Annotated in this window: 13 protein-coding genes; 4 read left to right on the forward strand and 9 right to left on the reverse strand. The window is 59.7% G+C overall.

Features of this window, described 5'->3' with window-relative positions:
• Positions 1 to 408: 408 nt before the first annotated feature.
• The 3 genes from Thiowin_RS10690 to Thiowin_RS10700 all read right to left on the reverse strand — a co-directional run bounded on the left by Thiowin_RS10690 (position 409) and on the right by Thiowin_RS10700 (position 4,195).
• The gene (locus tag Thiowin_RS10690; protein WP_328987716.1) at positions 409 to 1,617 is read right to left on the reverse strand and encodes an iron-containing alcohol dehydrogenase; all 1,209 of its coding nucleotides are present in this window, start codon (positions 1,615 to 1,617) and stop codon (positions 409 to 411) included.
• A gap of 56 nt (positions 1,618 to 1,673) precedes the next feature.
• Positions 1,674 to 2,672, reverse strand: coding sequence for a hypothetical protein (locus tag Thiowin_RS10695; RefSeq protein WP_328987717.1), 999 nt, complete (start codon positions 2,670 to 2,672; stop codon positions 1,674 to 1,676).
• Between the two features lie 617 nt (positions 2,673 to 3,289).
• A complete protein-coding gene (locus tag Thiowin_RS10700; RefSeq protein WP_328987718.1) occupies positions 3,290 to 4,195 on the reverse strand; it encodes a hypothetical protein in 906 nt (301 codons plus the stop codon).
• Between the two features lie 1,645 nt (positions 4,196 to 5,840).
• Here Thiowin_RS10700 and Thiowin_RS10705 point away from each other — a divergent pair.
• The 4 genes from Thiowin_RS10705 to Thiowin_RS10720 all read left to right on the forward strand — a co-directional run bounded on the left by Thiowin_RS10705 (position 5,841) and on the right by Thiowin_RS10720 (position 10,314).
• Positions 5,841 to 6,422: a hypothetical protein gene (locus Thiowin_RS10705; RefSeq protein WP_328987719.1), complete on the forward strand. Its 582-nt coding sequence runs from the start codon at positions 5,841 to 5,843 to the stop codon at positions 6,420 to 6,422.
• Positions 6,423 to 6,879: 457 nt separating this feature from the next.
• Positions 6,880 to 8,007: an IS110 family RNA-guided transposase gene (locus Thiowin_RS10710; RefSeq protein WP_328985931.1), complete on the forward strand. Its 1,128-nt coding sequence runs from the start codon at positions 6,880 to 6,882 to the stop codon at positions 8,005 to 8,007.
• 749 nt (positions 8,008 to 8,756) lie between these two features.
• Positions 8,757 to 9,296 carry a protein disulfide oxidoreductase gene (locus Thiowin_RS10715; RefSeq protein ID WP_328987720.1) on the forward strand — a complete coding sequence of 180 codons (540 nt, stop codon included), beginning with the start codon at positions 8,757 to 8,759 and terminating at the stop codon, positions 9,294 to 9,296.
• Between the two features lie 49 nt (positions 9,297 to 9,345).
• Positions 9,346 to 10,314 carry a type II secretion system F family protein gene (locus Thiowin_RS10720; protein WP_328987721.1) on the forward strand — a complete coding sequence of 323 codons (969 nt, stop codon included), beginning with the start codon at positions 9,346 to 9,348 and terminating at the stop codon, positions 10,312 to 10,314.
• 29 nt (positions 10,315 to 10,343) lie between these two features.
• Here the strand turns inward: Thiowin_RS10720 and Thiowin_RS10725 are convergent, their stop codons facing one another.
• The 6 genes from Thiowin_RS10725 to Thiowin_RS10750 all read right to left on the reverse strand — a co-directional run bounded on the left by Thiowin_RS10725 (position 10,344) and on the right by Thiowin_RS10750 (position 15,958).
• Positions 10,344 to 10,958 (reverse strand): histidine phosphatase family protein, encoded by a 615-nt coding sequence (locus Thiowin_RS10725; RefSeq protein ID WP_328987722.1) that lies wholly within the window; start codon positions 10,956 to 10,958, stop codon positions 10,344 to 10,346.
• Positions 10,959 to 10,978: 20 nt separating this feature from the next.
• Positions 10,979 to 11,914 (reverse strand): succinate dehydrogenase iron-sulfur subunit, encoded by a 936-nt coding sequence (gene sdhB, locus Thiowin_RS10730; RefSeq protein WP_328987723.1) that lies wholly within the window; start codon positions 11,912 to 11,914, stop codon positions 10,979 to 10,981.
• Between the two features lie 99 nt (positions 11,915 to 12,013).
• On the reverse strand, positions 12,014 to 13,900 hold the full coding sequence (sdhA, locus tag Thiowin_RS10735) for a succinate dehydrogenase (quinone) flavoprotein subunit (protein ID WP_328987724.1): 1,887 nt from the start codon (positions 13,898 to 13,900) through the stop codon (positions 12,014 to 12,016).
• The gene (locus Thiowin_RS10740) at positions 13,897 to 14,526 is read right to left on the reverse strand and encodes a succinate dehydrogenase (RefSeq protein WP_328987725.1); all 630 of its coding nucleotides are present in this window, start codon (positions 14,524 to 14,526) and stop codon (positions 13,897 to 13,899) included. The genes sdhA and Thiowin_RS10740 overlap by 4 nt, the downstream gene beginning before the upstream one ends.
• 149 nt (positions 14,527 to 14,675) lie before the next feature.
• Complete coding sequence (locus tag Thiowin_RS10745; protein WP_328987726.1) at positions 14,676 to 15,314, reverse strand: MBL fold metallo-hydrolase; 639 nt, start codon at positions 15,312 to 15,314, stop codon at positions 14,676 to 14,678.
• A 113-nt stretch (positions 15,315 to 15,427) separates the two neighbouring features.
• Positions 15,428 to 15,958, reverse strand: a complete 531-nt coding sequence (locus Thiowin_RS10750) for an RDD family protein (RefSeq protein ID WP_328987727.1) — start codon at positions 15,956 to 15,958, stop codon at positions 15,428 to 15,430.
• Positions 15,959 to 16,158: the final 200 nt, after the last annotated feature.

Genomic DNA, 16,158 nt, shown 5'->3' on the forward strand with positions numbered 1-16,158 from the left:
TGAACATGGCGTCAGCTGCAACAATCGAAAGTGATGAAGCCAACAATATACATCTAAACTAGCGATGTAATCTATTTGGTGGCTCGAACATCGAGAACTTAGTAATCGCTGCTCACCAAGCCTCGACCTCCGAGTTCTGGGAAAGCTCAGTGATTATGATGCATACATTTCAGACATCGTAATCCAAGAGGCATCAAAAGGTGACGAAACTCAGGCAACACAGCGATGCAAAAAGATCGAAGAATTCCCAGTTCTGAGAATCGACGACGAGGTCAAAGAACTAGCCCGGCAACGTCTCGATCAAAAGATAATCCTGGACAAATACCCAGAGGATGCTCTGCATTTCGGGCTGGTTGAGGGCGGGAATCCGCAGTCGCAACCGGGCGGGCGCGGGCTGGAAGACAAGGGCTACTGACGCGCGCTCAGAATGGCGCCAATCTCGGCATCCGTCAGGACGATCGGGTTGGTCTTCATGCTCGACCCGCGACTGCAGGCTACGATTTGTGCGTGATCGGCTGGCGTCACGCCCAGGGCGCCCAGGCGCGGCAGCGCCAGGTCTTTCGTCCAGTCCTCGAGCAGCGCGACCAGTGAGTCGGCGGCGGCTGCATCGGCGCCGGGATCATGGCCCACCAATGCCTCCTCATGTGGCTCCGCGCTCAGCAGGCGGCCAAGGCGGGCGTATTTCGCGAGCACCGGATGCGCGGGTTCGCGCTCGCGCAAGGCCTGGAGATTGACCCGGGTGGCGGCGGCGACCAGGGTGCCGCACACCACGCCATGGGGAATCGGGAACAGGGCGCCCAAGGGCGAGGCCAGGCCATGCACACTGCCAAGCCCGGTCTGAGCCAGCACCACGCCCGAGAGCAGCGCGGCATAGGCCATGTTGGCGCGCGCCGCGGCGTCGCCCGGATCGCGCGCCAGCGGCGGCAGCCCGTCGCGCACGCGGCGCAGCCCGTCGAGCGCCAAAGCATCGCACAGCGGATTGGCGCGCGCCGAGACATAGGCTTCAAGCAATTGGGTCAGGGCATCCATGCCATTGCCGGCAATCACCGCCGGCGGGCAGGTGGCGAGAAAGTCCGGATCGACCACCGCCGCCGCGGCCACCAGCTGCTCGTCGCGGAAGGATTTCTTATAGCCATTCGGTCCCCGCACGCTCAGTACCGCGTTCTTGGTCGCCTCCGAGCCGGTGCCGGCGGTGGTGGGCACCGCGATCAGCGGCAGCGCCGGGCCGCGATAGGGTAATTCGGGGCCGACGCCTTCGAGATAATCCAGGACCGAGCCGCCACCCGGCAGCAGACCGGCTATGGCTTTGCCGGCGTCGAGCGCGCTGCCGCCGCCGATGGCGATGACCACCTCAATGCCGGCGTCGCGCCAGGCGCGCACGCTGTCATCGATCAGCCTCGGCGAGGGTTCGCCGATGATCCGGCACTGGCTGAGTAATACGCCGGCATCGGCGAAGCCTTGCGCGAGGTCGGGCCAGAAGGGACCATCGATCAAGGATGCGCCGCCGCTGACTAGCAGTGCGCGCTGTCCGAACCGACGCACCAGTGCCGGCAGCTTGGCGCGCGCGCCGGCGCCGAATTCAATACTGGGTAAACGGGCGATGCTAAAAGGGGTCATTTAGAATGCCTTGGTGAGAAAGCCGCCGGCATGGATGGTCGCCGCGCCACGATGGCCTAGTGTCCGCGGCAAAGCGGCAGCGAAGCGGGCGGGGATTTAGGCTGCTTGCGCTGGTAGCGCGCCAGTACCGGCTCGAGTCCTTGCCTTGGCCAAAACCGGGGTGTGCCGATCTCCTTCAGACAGGATGCATTCCAATAGAGTCCCAACCGAGACAAGGATTGGCCGGCCGCGACCGCTCGCGCGACGGCCTCGATATCGGCGGCCTCGGGATAGATGTACAAGGTGGTCGGCTGCTTTTGCGTGATATTGACGATCTCGCGCGCGCCCTGGGGTGACCAGCTGGTGCAGCCGCTGCTGCGGCCCGAGGAGTAGTCCACCAGCTCTCCGAGCGGAACATAACCGCTTGCATTGGCATGGGGGCTGCTCGGGTCGCGCAACAGGCAGGCGCCCTTGATCAAGACCGCCGCATGTCCCCCGATGGCGCGCTGCTCGGCGTTCGCGGTTTCGCCTTCGCCCGCGAAAGGAATGAAGGGACGCACCAGCGCCGCCTTCCGCCCCGAGGAAGCCTGGTAATACCCTTTAAAGGAGCTTCTTGTCTCATCGGTCACATAGACCCCTCCGGCGGTCAGCCTGGAGCCCAAGGCGTTGCTAAAATGCTTCGCGCAGCGTTTGCCGTTTCTGAAATCCGCCATGCCGTCGATGGCGCGACCGCCGCCGTGACCCGAGGAGATGGCGCGAAATGACCGCTGGGACTCGCAGATAATATAAAAGCGCCGCCCCTCTCCGCCATTATCCGATCCGTGTGGCCGGGTCGCGTCCATCGCGAAGTAACAGGGATTGCGCACGGCCCCGGCGGCTATTTTGCGCTGATAGAGTGTGCGCGCCCGCTGCAAGACCAAGGGTGCGATTTCATCCTCGCCCTCACCGACATGGGCCCGCAGCCAGCCAGGGAGATCCCCGGACTGCCCCGCGGTGAAGGATTGCGCCGACGCCGGCAAGGCGAAAACCCCGATCAAGAGGTTTACAAGAATGATAAAGCCAGTTCTGCCGTGCATTGATCAATCCTCCTGCCACCAAATGTTGCAATCTGTCCTGGCTTTGGTCCGGGTTTGAGGCTGCCGCCTGGCGCTGGCGGCTCAGTCTTTCCGACCACTGCCACGGCTCATCTCCCGCGTCCCTTAAGGTGCCGAAAAAAACTCCGCGAGTCGCTTGCGCCAACGGGCGTCGGTTAAGGAATAACACGGGGTTTAGGATAGCATTTCCGGGTCTGAATGGGATTGTGGACTGTTTTGGGCCTGGTGACGGGCGCGGAGAAGCCGTGAATCCTTCCCCAATCTCCAACCCGGTGCTTCCCGGTAGCGTCCTGCCGCCGAGATCCTCGCGCCCGTCGCCCGGCCGAAAACGAGAGATCAGTCGTGACCGCTGGCAATCGGGTGGCTGGTGTTGGCCGCTGCTGGTTAGCGGATTGCAAGCTGGTGAGTCGGGCTAATGGGACCCCAACCGCTTGGGTCAGCGCAAGCACTCTGTGCCGGACGAAAAAGCCCCCGAGGCGTGAGCCTCGGGGGCTGGATGTTGAAAGCCAGGGACCAGGCGAAATGAGCTAGGTTATCGGGAGTTCCGGCATGGTTGGCCCAAAAAACAATTCGAGCCAGGCACCTTTAATTCCTTTAATTTAGGATTTCTTGCGGAGCGAGTAGCCAAGTCCTGCTAGCCCAAGGCCGATTAGAGTGAGGGTGGGTGGCACTGGCACCGCGCTGGAACTCGAGGACTGAGTGAAGTTATCGAAGTAAACCCCGTTATCCGCGACGTTATTGCAGGTGCCGAGAGAACTACAAGCCGTTGGGACGCGAAAAATCACACTATCCACTGGTGCCAACGCTGGCTGAGGTGTACCAGCAGTACTGTAATACTGCTCCCAACTAGTGCTCGTCGTAGACGCTCCATTAAGGGTTAAGGTGACAACATCGTTACTGGGTCCATCGTTGAAAATCATTGACACCGATAAGTTGTGCCACACATTTCGATCAAGGCCCGTGCCCAGTGTCAAAAAATTGAATCCGCTGTTGACCTCCCACCAGCCGACCCGAAAACCGTCGGTACCGCCATCTTGGATACGAACTATACCCTGCCGCGACGCAGTCCCCCCCTCGAAAGGGGTGACGTCGATTTGCAGACCGTCCTGCTCACCGTCGAACGCAGACATAAAATCGAAGGAAAAATTGAAGGTGTCGATTGTGTCACCGGTGAGAGACGATTCGCCAGCGGCGTCAATGGTTGGCGTCGCGGGGTGCGTAAAATCATAGTTACCGCTGGTACCGATACCGTTGGAAATCCTAAACACTTGGTTGCCTGACGAAAGCTCGACGATTTCAGCATCGACGGTCCCGCCGACGGTCCCGCTAGTTCCATTGCCCCGCCAACCATCAACCGCGCCAACGAGAGGGGCCGTAGTCGTGTTGCTACCGAGCGCAAAATTCTCGAAATCGGTGCTATAAGTGGCTCCTGCATAAGCACCTTGCACACCGAAAAGCCCACTGGCCGATAGAAGCGAAGCAATAGGTAGCACCAATCGTTTCATTTGAGTAACTCCTTGAACATACATGAGGAAAAACCGGGCCATACCACCCTTAATGCTTAACGCTGACACCCTGGGGTCAGAGCGAAAAATGGTAAGTCCGGAGAAAAAACCGGGACAGACCACCTTTAGGGCTCAGCTCTGAAACGGTGGGCTACAGAGTGAAAAAAATGGTAAGTCCGGAAGTTGGAACTTGAGATGGTTGCGCAGGGTGATTCTTTAGCTACTTCAGTTCGGTCGGTGCGGAAGGTCAGAGCGCTCATATCACATTGGCCTCCCCGCGCAGTGCACCTCGCCATTTTTATGAGCAAATGTTAGGCCAAAATAAAATTTATAATAATGACAGTTGCTTGGAGGTTTAGACAAATTGTGCCCGGCTAGAGTTGTAAAATTTTCTGACACCTAAAACACCAAAATTCAGTGTCCCGTTAACGTAAATTCGCCAAAGTAGACAAGTTTAGTCGGCTTTGATTTTCTTGTTTTTCAGTGAATTGGGAATCCAAGCATGCGTTTCGTGTCGTTTCCGGACGGCTTTTGCCATTGTAAAATTTCCTGACACCTAATTCCGTGAATTCGCGCCCTGGAGACGGGACGGTGTTGCGTGATTGTTGCGGAAAGGTTACGGCGTAGAAAAAAAATCTTCAATAAATTAGAGAGATAGTATTTTTCTTGTGTCGATTTTTGCTGTTGTTGGCGTGGCTTTTCAGAGTGTAAAAAATTTTGACACTTAAGGGATGGTGGGCGGGATGCTTGGTGCCTGTCAGGTCTCTAGCAAGGGGAGGCTGGGCACGCTTCCTTGCGAATGAGGTCTTGTGTGCGTGATCACGGTATTTGAGGGTTTCGTTTGCACGTAATTTGGAGGAGGCTGAGCAACCCTGGACGGCTTTTCTATGCGCGGCAACCCCTTATGAACCACGCTGCCCCCTCGGGGGGGGAGAGAAGTGCGGAGTGGCGGCCGGTCTACAAGGCAATTAAATGCGGGAGCCACTGTAACCTCTTGATTCGTCGTTCCGGCACCGATGATGAAGATGGTCACTCCTTCCTTCACTGAAAGTGATTATCTTCGTGTAACCAGCATCTTAGCAAAGAGACCCTCAAATATCGTGCTCACCAGAAGCCCGATTTCCCGCAATTTGGATGCTCATGCACACTTGCGGATCAGTCAGGGTAAGGACAAGGCGATACCGATTTCACTTAGTCCCCTACACGGAGCATATCCAGGGCAGCGCGATCACCTCCTCGGCACTCCAGCGCGGTTCTTCGACAGCGCATAGGAGCGCGCGCGGCGCACTGCCCTTTGCGGGTAAGAACGGCGAAAGGCGTTGATGTTGGACGGCAAGCATCAGGTGGGGGCGTCGGGTGGGCGCGGCGGTGAGCTTGAACTCAAACGGATAGAGCCAGCCGGCGACCGAGTTGACTGCCGTTGACTTCCTGTGCGGTCAGTGTGCTGATCAGTGCGATGAAGTGATCGCCTTGCTGCCAGTCCCCGACCTCACAGTGGCCGGTCAATATAGACTCTCTGCCTATGTTTACAGAAAATAACGCAGCAGATCTGATGCTTGCAGGCTTTACAAACCCTGTGTTTTTTGTATCCTGTCCGCGGCTGAACGACCACTTCCATGCGTGATCACGAAACAGAGGGAAAATCATGAGACTATTGATTGTTCTGCTTGCCATCATCCCGGTTGCTGCTTTCGGTGCTGGCGAAGGGGAAAGCGCACCGGCAACGACCGCCGCCAATGATTCCGCGGAGCACCAGGAAAAGGAAGCTCCTCGGTCTGATAGCGGCATTATTCTTCCCGACGGATGGGCAATGGAAGACGCCATCTCCGCGGAGGATGTCGAAGGGATCATGAAAACAACCGGCTTGGTCGTTTTCCCCGAAGCCGCCAGCAGTAAGTCTAAAGGAAGACCCATTGGAAGCTACAACCTGAGTGGCGTCCCCTATAGCAAAGTGCGTTTTGAAGGCAATGTGGCCGATGGCCAGGAAGCATACGAGAGAGCTGTTGGCTTTCTGAGCGATGCAACCGAGATCGAGAACCCGAGATGGGATGCCGCCTTGATGGGTGATGCGAAGTTAGGAGATAAAACCGCGACTCGAATGCTCGTTCTCAAGGGTGATCATTTCTTCATGATTTCTTGGGTTCCCGAGGTATTCCCGGAACTTGATCCCAAAGAAACCAATGTTAAGCTTGCCGAACTTCTGATCACAAATCTCTACGGTAAATAGCCTACCGACTCACTCGTTCCCACGCTCCGGCGTGGGAATGCAGAGCGGCCGCTCCGGCGGCCTGAATCACCACGGGACGCTGGAGCGTCGGCAATAATTTCTGTGGTTGTTCAGTATTTCATTCAACACCTGTGATCAAACGCGGACTTTGCCTCGGTTGCCAAGTGTGGGGTCAAGTCTACAATGGCATGACAGCCTGAGCGAAACAGCCATTGCTGTGTGTTGATAAAAGAACGTTAGACCTGCTGATCAACGGAGAATCCTGATGCGTGTCACCGCAATATTGTTTTGTTTGTTCGCGCTGGCCGCTGGGAATCCATACTGCGCTACCGCCGCGGAACAGAACGAATTAAAGGGGTCTGGATGGCATTATTTTCCAGACTGGGAATTAAAGAAACTATGTAGGCCATCCAAGTCTAAGCCTCGACATTAACCCCGAGCCACGAGGAGACCGAACATGACCACTGCCGCTGTCCAAACGCCGAAGACCACCCTCTATCTGGCCCTCGAGCTGAGCAACAAGACCTGGAAGCTTGGCTTCAGCAACGGCGAGAAGATCCGGATCAAGACCATCGAAGCGCGGGATCTTCCCGCGTTGCGCGAGCAGATCGAGATCGCCCAGGGGAAGCTTGGACTCAGCGCGGATTGTGTCATTGAAAGCGTTTACGAAGCCGGGCGGGATGGCTTCTGGATTCATCGCATCTTGGAATCCTGGGGGATTCACAGCCGTGTGGTCGACTCGGCCAGCATCCAGGTCAACCGCAAGAAGCGGCGCGTGAAGACCGACCGGGTCGACGTCGAAGCCCTGCTGGTGCAGCTCATGCGTTATCTTGGCGGAGAGAAAAAAGCCCTCGCGGTGGTGAACGTCCCCAGTGCCGAGGCCGAGGATCGGATGCGAGTTGATCGCGAGCGCGAGCGGCTGATCCACGAACGTGGCGCCCACAGCTCACGGATGAAATCCCTGTTCGTCGCCCAAGGACTGGTCATCGAGCGCCTCAACGACTCGCTGATCGAAAACCTCGATCACCTATGCACCGCCACCGGCGAGCCCCTCGGCGCCGACCTCAAAGAAGAGATCCGCCGCGAATATCAGCGCTATTGCTTGGCTGATGAGCAAATCCGCGCCATCGAGCAAGAACAAAAGCGCCGCGTCGAGCAAGCCACCGACGCGGCCTATGAGCAAATCGCGCGCATGCTCGAGCTCAAAGGCATCGGCTGGGTTTCGAGCTGGGTCTTGGTCATGGAATTCTTCAGCTGGCGCGGCTTTCGCAACCGCCAGCAGCTGGCCGCCTGTGCCGGGCTGACCCCCACGCCCTATGCCAGTGGTGATGACCAGCGCGACCAAGGCATCAGCAAGGCTGGCAACCGACGCATCCGTGCCCTCATGGTCGAGCTGTCCTGGCTATGGCTGCGCTACCAGCCCGACAGCGCCCTGAGTCGCTGGTACCGCGAGCGCTTTGCCAAGGGCGGCAAACGCATGCGGCGCATCGGCATCGTCGCCCTGGCGCGCAAGCTGCTCATCGCCCTGTGGCGCTATCTCGAACAGGGCGAGATCCCGGACGGCGCGGTGCTCAAAGCCGGCTAAGGCCCGCCGCCCGCGGAAGACATCCAGTCACCCCCAAACGGCCGAGCACAGCGCCAACGCCCGAGGAGAGAGCAACGCGACGGATCACGGTCAAGGTTGTCGAAAGCGCCCGACAGGCCCCTGGGCTGACCCCTGGTCATGCCGTTTTAAAAGAAGGGGCGCTTTCCTTTTCAATCGGTTTCAGCGGCGAACATCGCATGCAATTTCAGGTGACCGGGCTTCCCGGCACGGATAGAAGGTGGAGCGGATTCGCACAGAATCTGTCGGCTTTCAAACCGAGACAACCCATGGCTGTCATAACGCTCGCAATGCTCATGACACCGAGCAAAACGCGCTGACCAAACGGCCGCCATCGCCAAGGAGAACGAATAAGCTAGTGACGATTCAAAGTGAGTGATCAGGCTATTTGAAAGCGTTTGAACAGCGCCCGACGGCCTTGCCATGCACGAGCGTTTCGATAAACCACGCCCGCCCCTTCGGGGAGAGAGAAGCGCGGCATGGCGGCTGGTCTGCGCAATCATGCAATGCGATAATGAATGTAACATTCTGATTTGCGATGTTGGCGCTGAACAAAATAATCTCTCGAAAAAAGGGCTTGACAAAAACGCCTCATAGAAGGGGCCTGGTTCGATTTAATTCTCGGGAATTGAATTTGCCGAATGAACGCCAATCACGGTGCTTCAGCAGAAGCCGGTTTCGCTCTCTCTCAACCCCGGCTCGGCTGTGCTTGGCGTTCGGTGGAGTGAGTGATGATGCGCGCGGACAAGAGCACCGATAAAGATCGGAGATCAGCGCGGTGGCGACCTTGGGCGGTCGATCTGGTGATTGTGCTCGCGGTGGTGGGTCTGGTGCAATGGTGGCAGGCTCGGCCTTTGGCGACTGGCATGGCGCCGCCCCTGGCGGGCGTGGAGGTGGTTAGCGGTGATCGCCTGGATCTTGCGAATCTGCGTGGCAAGCCGGTGCTGGTTCATTTCTGGGGGACTTGGTGCCCGGTTTGTCGGCTAATGGACGGGACCATCGCCCGCATTGCCGAGGATCATACCCTGGTCAGCGTGGCCATGTACTCGGGCAGTGCGGATGAGGTGAGCGCTTATCTGGATGAGAACGACCATGTGTTCCCTGTGGTGCTGGACCCGAATGGCCAAATGGCTGGCCGCTGGGGTGTCGTGGGCGTGCCAGCAAGCTTTATCATTGATGCCGATGGTCGGATTCGTTTCGCGACTCGGGGCGTGCGTTCCGGCCCTGGTTTGCGCTTGCGGCTGTGGTTGGTGGGTTTTTCCACGGGGTAGGGTCTTTGATTGTCGATGAAGGCTGGCGATTTTTCGGGAGCATCGCTTGATGATGGATCACCGCTGGTTGGCTGATTTGTTCTCGCGTCTGGCCGCGCTTGAGCACGCCGGGATCGCGCCGCGGCAGGCGTTCTCGAGTCTGGCTCAGGGCGTGCCGAGGCACGAGCAAGCCGCGCTTGAGAGTGCCGCGCGTTGGTGTGGTCGTGGTGTGAGTGTCGCCAAGAGCGTCGCGCGCGCCGGTCTGGTTGGTCCGCTCGACGCCCGGGTGCTGGATGCGGCCGAGGTTTCCGGCCGGCTTGAGACGGCCTATCGCGATCTTGCCGCACGGCATACAGCGGCGGATTCGCGCCGACGGCGTCTGCGCGGCAAGCTGCTGTTGCCCGGGTTTATTCTGGTGTTGGCGGCCTTGGTCAAACCCTTCCCGGCGTTTTTTGTTGGCGAGCTGAGTTTGGGCGGTTATTTGCGTGCATCCCTGGGTCTGCTGGTTGTAATTTTCGGCGGGCTCTGGCTGCTTATGGTGCTGATCCGGCGTCTGCGCGAGACGAATCTCGGCCTCTTCATCGGCCAGTGGCTGCTGTCCTGGCCTTTACTGGGGCAACTGCTGATCCGCCGCCAGCGCACCCTCTATCTCGAAGCGCTGGCCATGTTGTTCGACTCTGGCGTGCCCCTGGTCGATGCGCTTGGCACAGCCGCGCTAACAGTGCCGCCAGGCAGGCTGCAAGAGGCGTTCCGGCAGCTGCACGCACAAGTCGAGGCGGGCGCGACTCTGGAACAGGCCTTCGGGGCCTGCTCCTACATCCGGCTGCACAGCCGGCTGCTGGTGCGCTCGGCGGAAGTCTCCGGGACGCTCGGTGATGGGCTCGGGCGGATTGCGCGCACGGAGCGCGAGGAGCTTGAGTCCTTTGAGAACGAGTTGGCCACCTGGTTGCCGCGTGTTGCTTATCTGCTGGTGGCTGCTTGGATGGCCACGGGCATTCTGGGTGGCGGCGCCCTGACGACCATGCCTGCCGATCTTTAGGCGACAGTCTTGAGACCGAAGCGGTCGGGTTAATCCAGCGGCAAGTCGCGCATGCGACGGGCGTTGACGTACTGGATGCCGGCGCCGAAGCGATCATGTCGGACCCGGCATAAGCCGGCGAAGTCGATGCGGATACGATACCAGTGGCGTGGCTCGGCTTTGAGTAAGTGGCCAAGAATGCCGCGCATAACCCCGGCATGGGCCGAGATCAGCAGATGGCGACCACGGTGCTGATCGATGAGGCGGTCATAGACATGGCCGACGCGGGTGAGCAGTGCGTCCAGCGTTTCGCCACCGGGCGGGCGATGCACGGCCGGGTCGCTAAAGAAGTTAATGAATGCCTTGGGTTCGGAGATAGCGATTTCCCGATGCCGGCGGCCTTCCCAGCAGCCCATGCTGATCTCATGCAGTTCGGGCTCGACGATCAAAGGCAGTTGATGACGGCAGGCTAGTTCGGCGGCGAATTCCCGACAGCGCGCGAGTGGTGAGGAAACGATCTGATCCCAGGGCGCGGCATCGCCGACGGCCTCGCGCATCTGTTGCCAGCCAAGCGGGCTAAGCGGATGATCGGTCCCGACGCCGCGAATCATGGTGCCGCCGCGCGGTTCGCCATGGCGGATTAAATCAACAAAGGTATCCCGCATGCTTCAGCGCTCGGCTGCTGTCAGCCACCGAAGAGATCCTTAAGTGCCTGCACCGTGGTGGCGCGCCCTAACTCGCCGATGGCGGTGGTGAGCGGAATCGCCTTGGGGCAGACGCGCACACAGTTCTGGGCATTGCCGCAGTCACTTAAGCCACCCTGGCCCATGATGCGGTGTAGGCGCTCGCCGCGGTCGAACTTGCCCGTGGGCTGTGCGTTCATGAGTCGCACCTGGGCGAGTGCCGCCGGGCCGACAAAGTCCTGGCCCTCGTCATACTGGGGGCAGGCCGCCAGGCAGCAGCCGCAGCTCATGCAGCGGCTGTAGAGGTAATCCTCTGCCCACTGCTGCTGAGAGACGCGCAAGCAGGTCTCTTTTTGTGTTCCCCCGGCTCCCCCGAGCGCCCCTGTGAGAGCCCAGGGTCCGTCGATGCGCACCCAGGCCTGGACGTGCTTGAGGTGCTCGAACATCCGGTTGCGATCAACAAGCAAATCCCTTATCAGCGGAAATTTTGGTAAGGGCTCGAGTACAATGGGTTGTTTAAGGTTCTCGATCAGTGCCGAGCAGGCCGGGCGTGGCTGGCCGTTGATCATCATGGCGCAGGCGCCGCAAACTTCTTCCATACAATTGTGGTCGAACACCACGGGGTCGACCCGCTCACCTTCGCAGGTGACCGGATTGGTGCGCAGACGCCGCAGCGCGGCCACCACATTGTCGCGTTCCGAGCAGGACAGCTCAAAGTGTTGCCAGTAGGGGGCGGAGAAGGGGTCGTCCTGGCGGCGTATTTTGAAGACCACCCTCTCGGTGCGTCCCGCATCCTCGTCCGAGGGGTCGAAGATGTCATTGTTGCGAGCGGGCGTGAAGAGGGACTCCACCATGTCGCCAGCCGCGCCATCCGGCACGGTGGTTAGATCAGGTGATCGGATTTCTGAGCGGACGTCAGGCGCGTCTGGACTGGACATGAGCGATGGCCGGATCCTTTAGATGACATTGGGGTAGATGACATTGGGGTAGATGACATTGGGGAGATTGGATCGGGTGAGACTGAAAAGGGATGGCGCCTAGCGATAATCGCGCGGTTCCTCGGGCGCGATCAGACTGGTATCGACTGGCTCGTAACCGATACGGGGACCGTCGGGATGATAGTCCGCGATGGTGGTTTTGAGCCATTTTTGGTTGTTGTCTTTCCAACGCTGGCGAAATGCCTCGAAATCCTTGTGCCCCGCCTGGCTGTGCTCTGGCGCCGGATCCTCGAATGATGGTTTGTGATGGGCGCCACGGCACTCGTCGCGGGCAAGGGCACTGGCCGCCACCACTTGGGCGAGCTTGACCATGTCAAAAACCTGGCGCGCATAGGCCAGCGTCTGGTTGGCCCAGGGATTGGCCTCGCCGAGCTTGAGCCGGGCGAAAGCCTGTTCGAGCTCGACCAGTGTGGCAACAGTCTCGTTCAGCTTGCTATTGTCGCGCACCACACCGACGGAATCCATCATCATGCTGCCCAAACGCCGATGCAGGTCGTAGGGGTTCTCTTCGCCATCGGCATGGATAAAATGGTGATTGATTTGGTTCTGGTAACGAATTTCGGCATCAAAAGCCGCGTGCGAATCACTTTCGACCGACTGCTCAAGCCCGGAGACATAAGCCGAGACAGCCTCGCCCGCAACCCGTCCGGAGAAGGCAGCCGAGAGTAAGGAATTGGCACCGAGGCGATTGGCGCCGTGATAGGCATAATCGCATTCGCCGCAGGCATAGAGACCGGGAATGCTGGTAGCGTGATTGCGTAGGCTGTTGGCGCGCAACCCGCCGGTATTGGCATCTTTCTCGAAGTCCACCCAGAGTCCGCCCATGGAATAGTGCGCGGCCGGGAAGATGGTCATGGGCGTGCTGAGCGGATCAACCCCGGAAAATTTGCGGTAGATGGACAGGATGGCACCCAGGCGGGTTTCCACCTGATGGGAGTCGAGGTGAGTGAGGTCGAGATAGACCTGATCGCGTCCGGCCACCCCGAGACCCATTTCTCGCGTGACCTTCCAGATAGCGCGCGAGGCGAGATCGCGCGGCACTGTGTTGCCAAAGCTTGGGTACCATTCCTCGAGGAAATAAAAGCGCTCGGCTTCCGGGATGGCCAGCGGCTCGCGGCGGTCGTGCGCCTGGCGCGGCACCCAGATGCGGCCACCCTCGCCGCGCGCGGCCTCGCTCATCAGTCGGGTCTTGTCATCGCCAATCATGGCGGTGGGATGAAACTGGAAAAACTCCGCATTGGCAAAGCGCGCGCCCTGCTGGAATACCCGGCTGGCGGCGGCGCCAGTGGAGTTGGTGGAACAGGTGGTCTTGGGGCTGTAGATCTGCCCGAAACCGCCGGTGGCCAGAACCACCGCATCGGCGCGGAAGGCACGGACTTCAAGACTGCGCAGATTCATCGCCACAATGCCGCGACAGCGCCCGTTGGGGTCTTTCACAATGGCGAGAAATTCCCACCACTCGAACTTCTCGATCTGTTTTTCGGTCTCCAGCCGCCGCACTTGCTGATCCAGACTGTAGAGCAGCTGCTGGCCGGTGCTGGCCCCGGCGAAGCAGGTGCGGCGGTTCTTCACGCCACCGAACAGGCGCTGATCGAGGGTGCCCTCGGGCGTGCGCGAGAAAGCCACGCCCATGCGCTCGAAAGTCCCGATCAGGCCTGGCGCATCCTCGCACAGGGACTTGATCGGCGGCTGATTGGCCAGATAACTGCCGCCCTTGATGGTGTCGAAAATATGCTGCTCGACACTGTCACCTTCGCCCTTGGTATTTAGTACGGCGTTGATGCCGCCTTGGGCGCAGACCGAGTGCGAGCGCATCACCTCAAACAGCGAGAAGAGCTGCACCCGGTGGCCAGATGCGGCGATGCGCAGGCTGGCCAGCAATCCGCCAAGCCCACCGCCGACCACAATCACTGAACGCGCATTCATTTAAGAAAACCTATCAGGCCATGGGTGCCGAGCGCGCCGAGTAGTAGCCCGAAGCCGAGACAAAACCAGCCAAAGCGCCGCTGGGCCGCGGCGCTGGTGGTTAGCCCCCAACTGATGGCCGCGGTGGCCAGGCCGTTGGCCAGGTGGAAGACCGACAACCAGAGCCCGAGCAAATAGAGCGCGAAGGTGACCGGCTGCGTCAGTGATTGCTGCATGTAGCGGAAGAGATTGGTATCGATCTGCGGATCGAGCAGGCCGGCAAAACGGGTGAGCCCCAGATGCAATGCCAGAAAGGCAACAATGGCGATGCCCGACAAGCGCTGCAACCAGTACAGCCAGTTGCGCGCATAGCGGTAGCGCAGCGGCTCCGCGCTGCCACTGCCGATGATGACCAGCCCGTAGCCGGCATGCAGCAGCAGCGGCAGGGCAATGACAACCAGCTCGATGATGAGCAGGTAATTGAGCTGCTGGATGCGTTCGACCTGGGCATTGTAGTGCTCGGGCCCAAAGCGCGACTGGGAATTCTCCCACAGATGGAACACCAAAAAAGCGCCGAGTGGGATCAGCCCTAGGGCTGAATGGAACCGTCGCAGCAGAAAATGACTGTCTTGGATGGATGCGCGCATGATGCTGATGGACGCGGGATAGTGTTCAACAAGGATAAGCCTTCCATGACAGGATGCCAATGCGCAGGCTCAAGCCCGGCAGCCTTGCTGATGCGGATTGCTCGCAACCAGAGGCTAGAGAAAAGCAGGGGACCGGATTTCATGCAGGCTCAGTGGGCGGATGCCAAAAAGGGGTTGTCGCGTCGCTCGGCGCCGAGGGACGACATGGGGCCATGACCGGGAATAAAGCGCACATGATCGCCCAGCGGCAGCAGCACCTCCCGGATTGAGCGCAGGAGTTGCTCGTGGTTGCCACGTGGCAGATCGGTGCGGCCAATGGCGCCACGAAAGAGCACATCGCCCACCTGCGCCAAGGCGCCGGAGCGGTCGAAGTACACCAGATGACCGGGCGAGTGACCGGGGCAATGCAGGACGGTCAGGCATTCCTCGCCAAAGCGAATGCTCTCGCCAGCCTCCAGCCAGGTGTCGGGAGTGAAGGCCCGATGCGTGGGGAAGCCAAACATCTGCGCTTGCTCCGGCAGCGCTTCGAGCAGGAAGGCGTCGTCACGATGCGGGCCAAGGATGGGCAATTCCAGTCGTCGCGCCAGCTCGGGCGCCGCGCCGACATGGTCGAGATGCCCGTGCGTGAGCAGCAGTCGCTGAGGTTTGGCGCCAAGTCGCTCAACGGCGGCGAGAATCCGCCCGGGCTCCCCGCCTGGGTCGATAATGACCGCCTCGTGCGTTTTCTCGCACACTAGCAGGGTGCAATTTTGCTGAAAATCCGTGACTGGGATAAGCTCGACTTGCATGCGTTTGACTTCAGCTGCTGTTCGCGTGAATCAGGTGGGACCTTGTTCTTCAAGTTGGCTGGAAGGATTGAGTGCCGAGTCGAGTTTGCCACGAGCGGCTGAAACCCTGCGGCTCAACCGCCGCCTTTGTTCGGCTTGGCGAGCATCACCAGGCGAGTCCCGGAGAGCTGGTCGTGCAAGCCCAGGCGGTCGCGATTGAACCAGGCCCACCAGAGTCCAAGTCCCGCTGGCGCCATGCACAGCACAGTGAGCCCGAGCCGGCGCAGCGCATCCTGCCAGCCAAGCGGCTGACCATCCAGGCGCACAAGTTGCAGGCGCCAGGCGCGCATGCCAAGACTTTGCCGCCCGGCCGACCAGAAGTAAAGATAGTAGAGCACACAAAGGCCAAGCAGGTAGGCTTGAAATAGCAGCCGCGGCACTCCGCGCGTAAGATCGCCACCAAACAATCCCTGATAGGGCAAAGTCACGAGCGTTGAGCCGAGCACAAGCACACCGGCGACAAGCATCAGATCATACAGCGCACTGAGGATGCGTCGCCCAACGCCAGGGGCGCGTGCTTGTTCAAGCTTGGCGGCGTCGAGCGTCGACCACTGCACTGGGGTGGGGGTCTGGATCTTGGGCTGAATCGGCTTGGGTGTTGGCACTGTAGATTGGTCTGACTGGTGATTGGTCTGAAAGCGACATGCGCGCTATTGTCCGCAAATTCGCCGCCGCCGTCATCACAAAGAGCCCAATTCGGTGCACAATTTTCAGCCATTGCAGGTATCAGTCGCTTGCGTCCCGGATAGCGCCCGGAGACTCCGTCATTTCCACTAGGATTTCCACAAGGGCATCTAGCCAGTGA

It is taken from the genome of Thiorhodovibrio winogradskyi (genome assembly GCF_036208045.1).
In the GTDB taxonomy this organism is placed as follows: Bacteria; Pseudomonadota; Gammaproteobacteria; order Chromatiales; family Chromatiaceae; genus Thiorhodovibrio; species Thiorhodovibrio winogradskyi.

What these genes read in the sequence shown, in the direction of transcription:
- Thiowin_RS10740 (WP_328987725.1), bottom strand. Translation starts at nt 14,526, where the DNA reads ATGCGCGCATCCATCCAAGACAGTCATTTTCTGCTGCGACGGTTCCAT.
- Thiowin_RS10690 (WP_328987716.1), bottom strand. Translation starts at nt 1,617, where the DNA reads ATGACCCCTTTTAGCATCGCCCGTTTACCCAGTATTGAATTCGGCGCC.
- Thiowin_RS10710 (WP_328985931.1), top strand. Translation starts at nt 6,880, where the DNA reads ATGACCACTGCCGCTGTCCAAACGCCGAAGACCACCCTCTATCTGGCC.
- sdhA (WP_328987724.1), bottom strand. Translation starts at nt 13,900, where the DNA reads ATGAATGCGCGTTCAGTGATTGTGGTCGGCGGTGGGCTTGGCGGATTG.
- sdhB (WP_328987723.1), bottom strand. Translation starts at nt 11,914, where the DNA reads ATGTCCAGTCCAGACGCGCCTGACGTCCGCTCAGAAATCCGATCACCT.
- Thiowin_RS10695 (WP_328987717.1), bottom strand. Translation starts at nt 2,672, where the DNA reads ATGCACGGCAGAACTGGCTTTATCATTCTTGTAAACCTCTTGATCGGG.
- Thiowin_RS10715 (WP_328987720.1), top strand. Translation starts at nt 8,757, where the DNA reads ATGATGCGCGCGGACAAGAGCACCGATAAAGATCGGAGATCAGCGCGG.
- Thiowin_RS10700 (WP_328987718.1), bottom strand. Translation starts at nt 4,195, where the DNA reads ATGAAACGATTGGTGCTACCTATTGCTTCGCTTCTATCGGCCAGTGGG.
- Thiowin_RS10705 (WP_328987719.1), top strand. Translation starts at nt 5,841, where the DNA reads ATGAGACTATTGATTGTTCTGCTTGCCATCATCCCGGTTGCTGCTTTC.
- Thiowin_RS10725 (WP_328987722.1), bottom strand. Translation starts at nt 10,958, where the DNA reads ATGCGGGATACCTTTGTTGATTTAATCCGCCATGGCGAACCGCGCGGC.
- Thiowin_RS10720 (WP_328987721.1), top strand. Translation starts at nt 9,346, where the DNA reads ATGATGGATCACCGCTGGTTGGCTGATTTGTTCTCGCGTCTGGCCGCG.
- Thiowin_RS10745 (WP_328987726.1), bottom strand. Translation starts at nt 15,314, where the DNA reads ATGCAAGTCGAGCTTATCCCAGTCACGGATTTTCAGCAAAATTGCACC.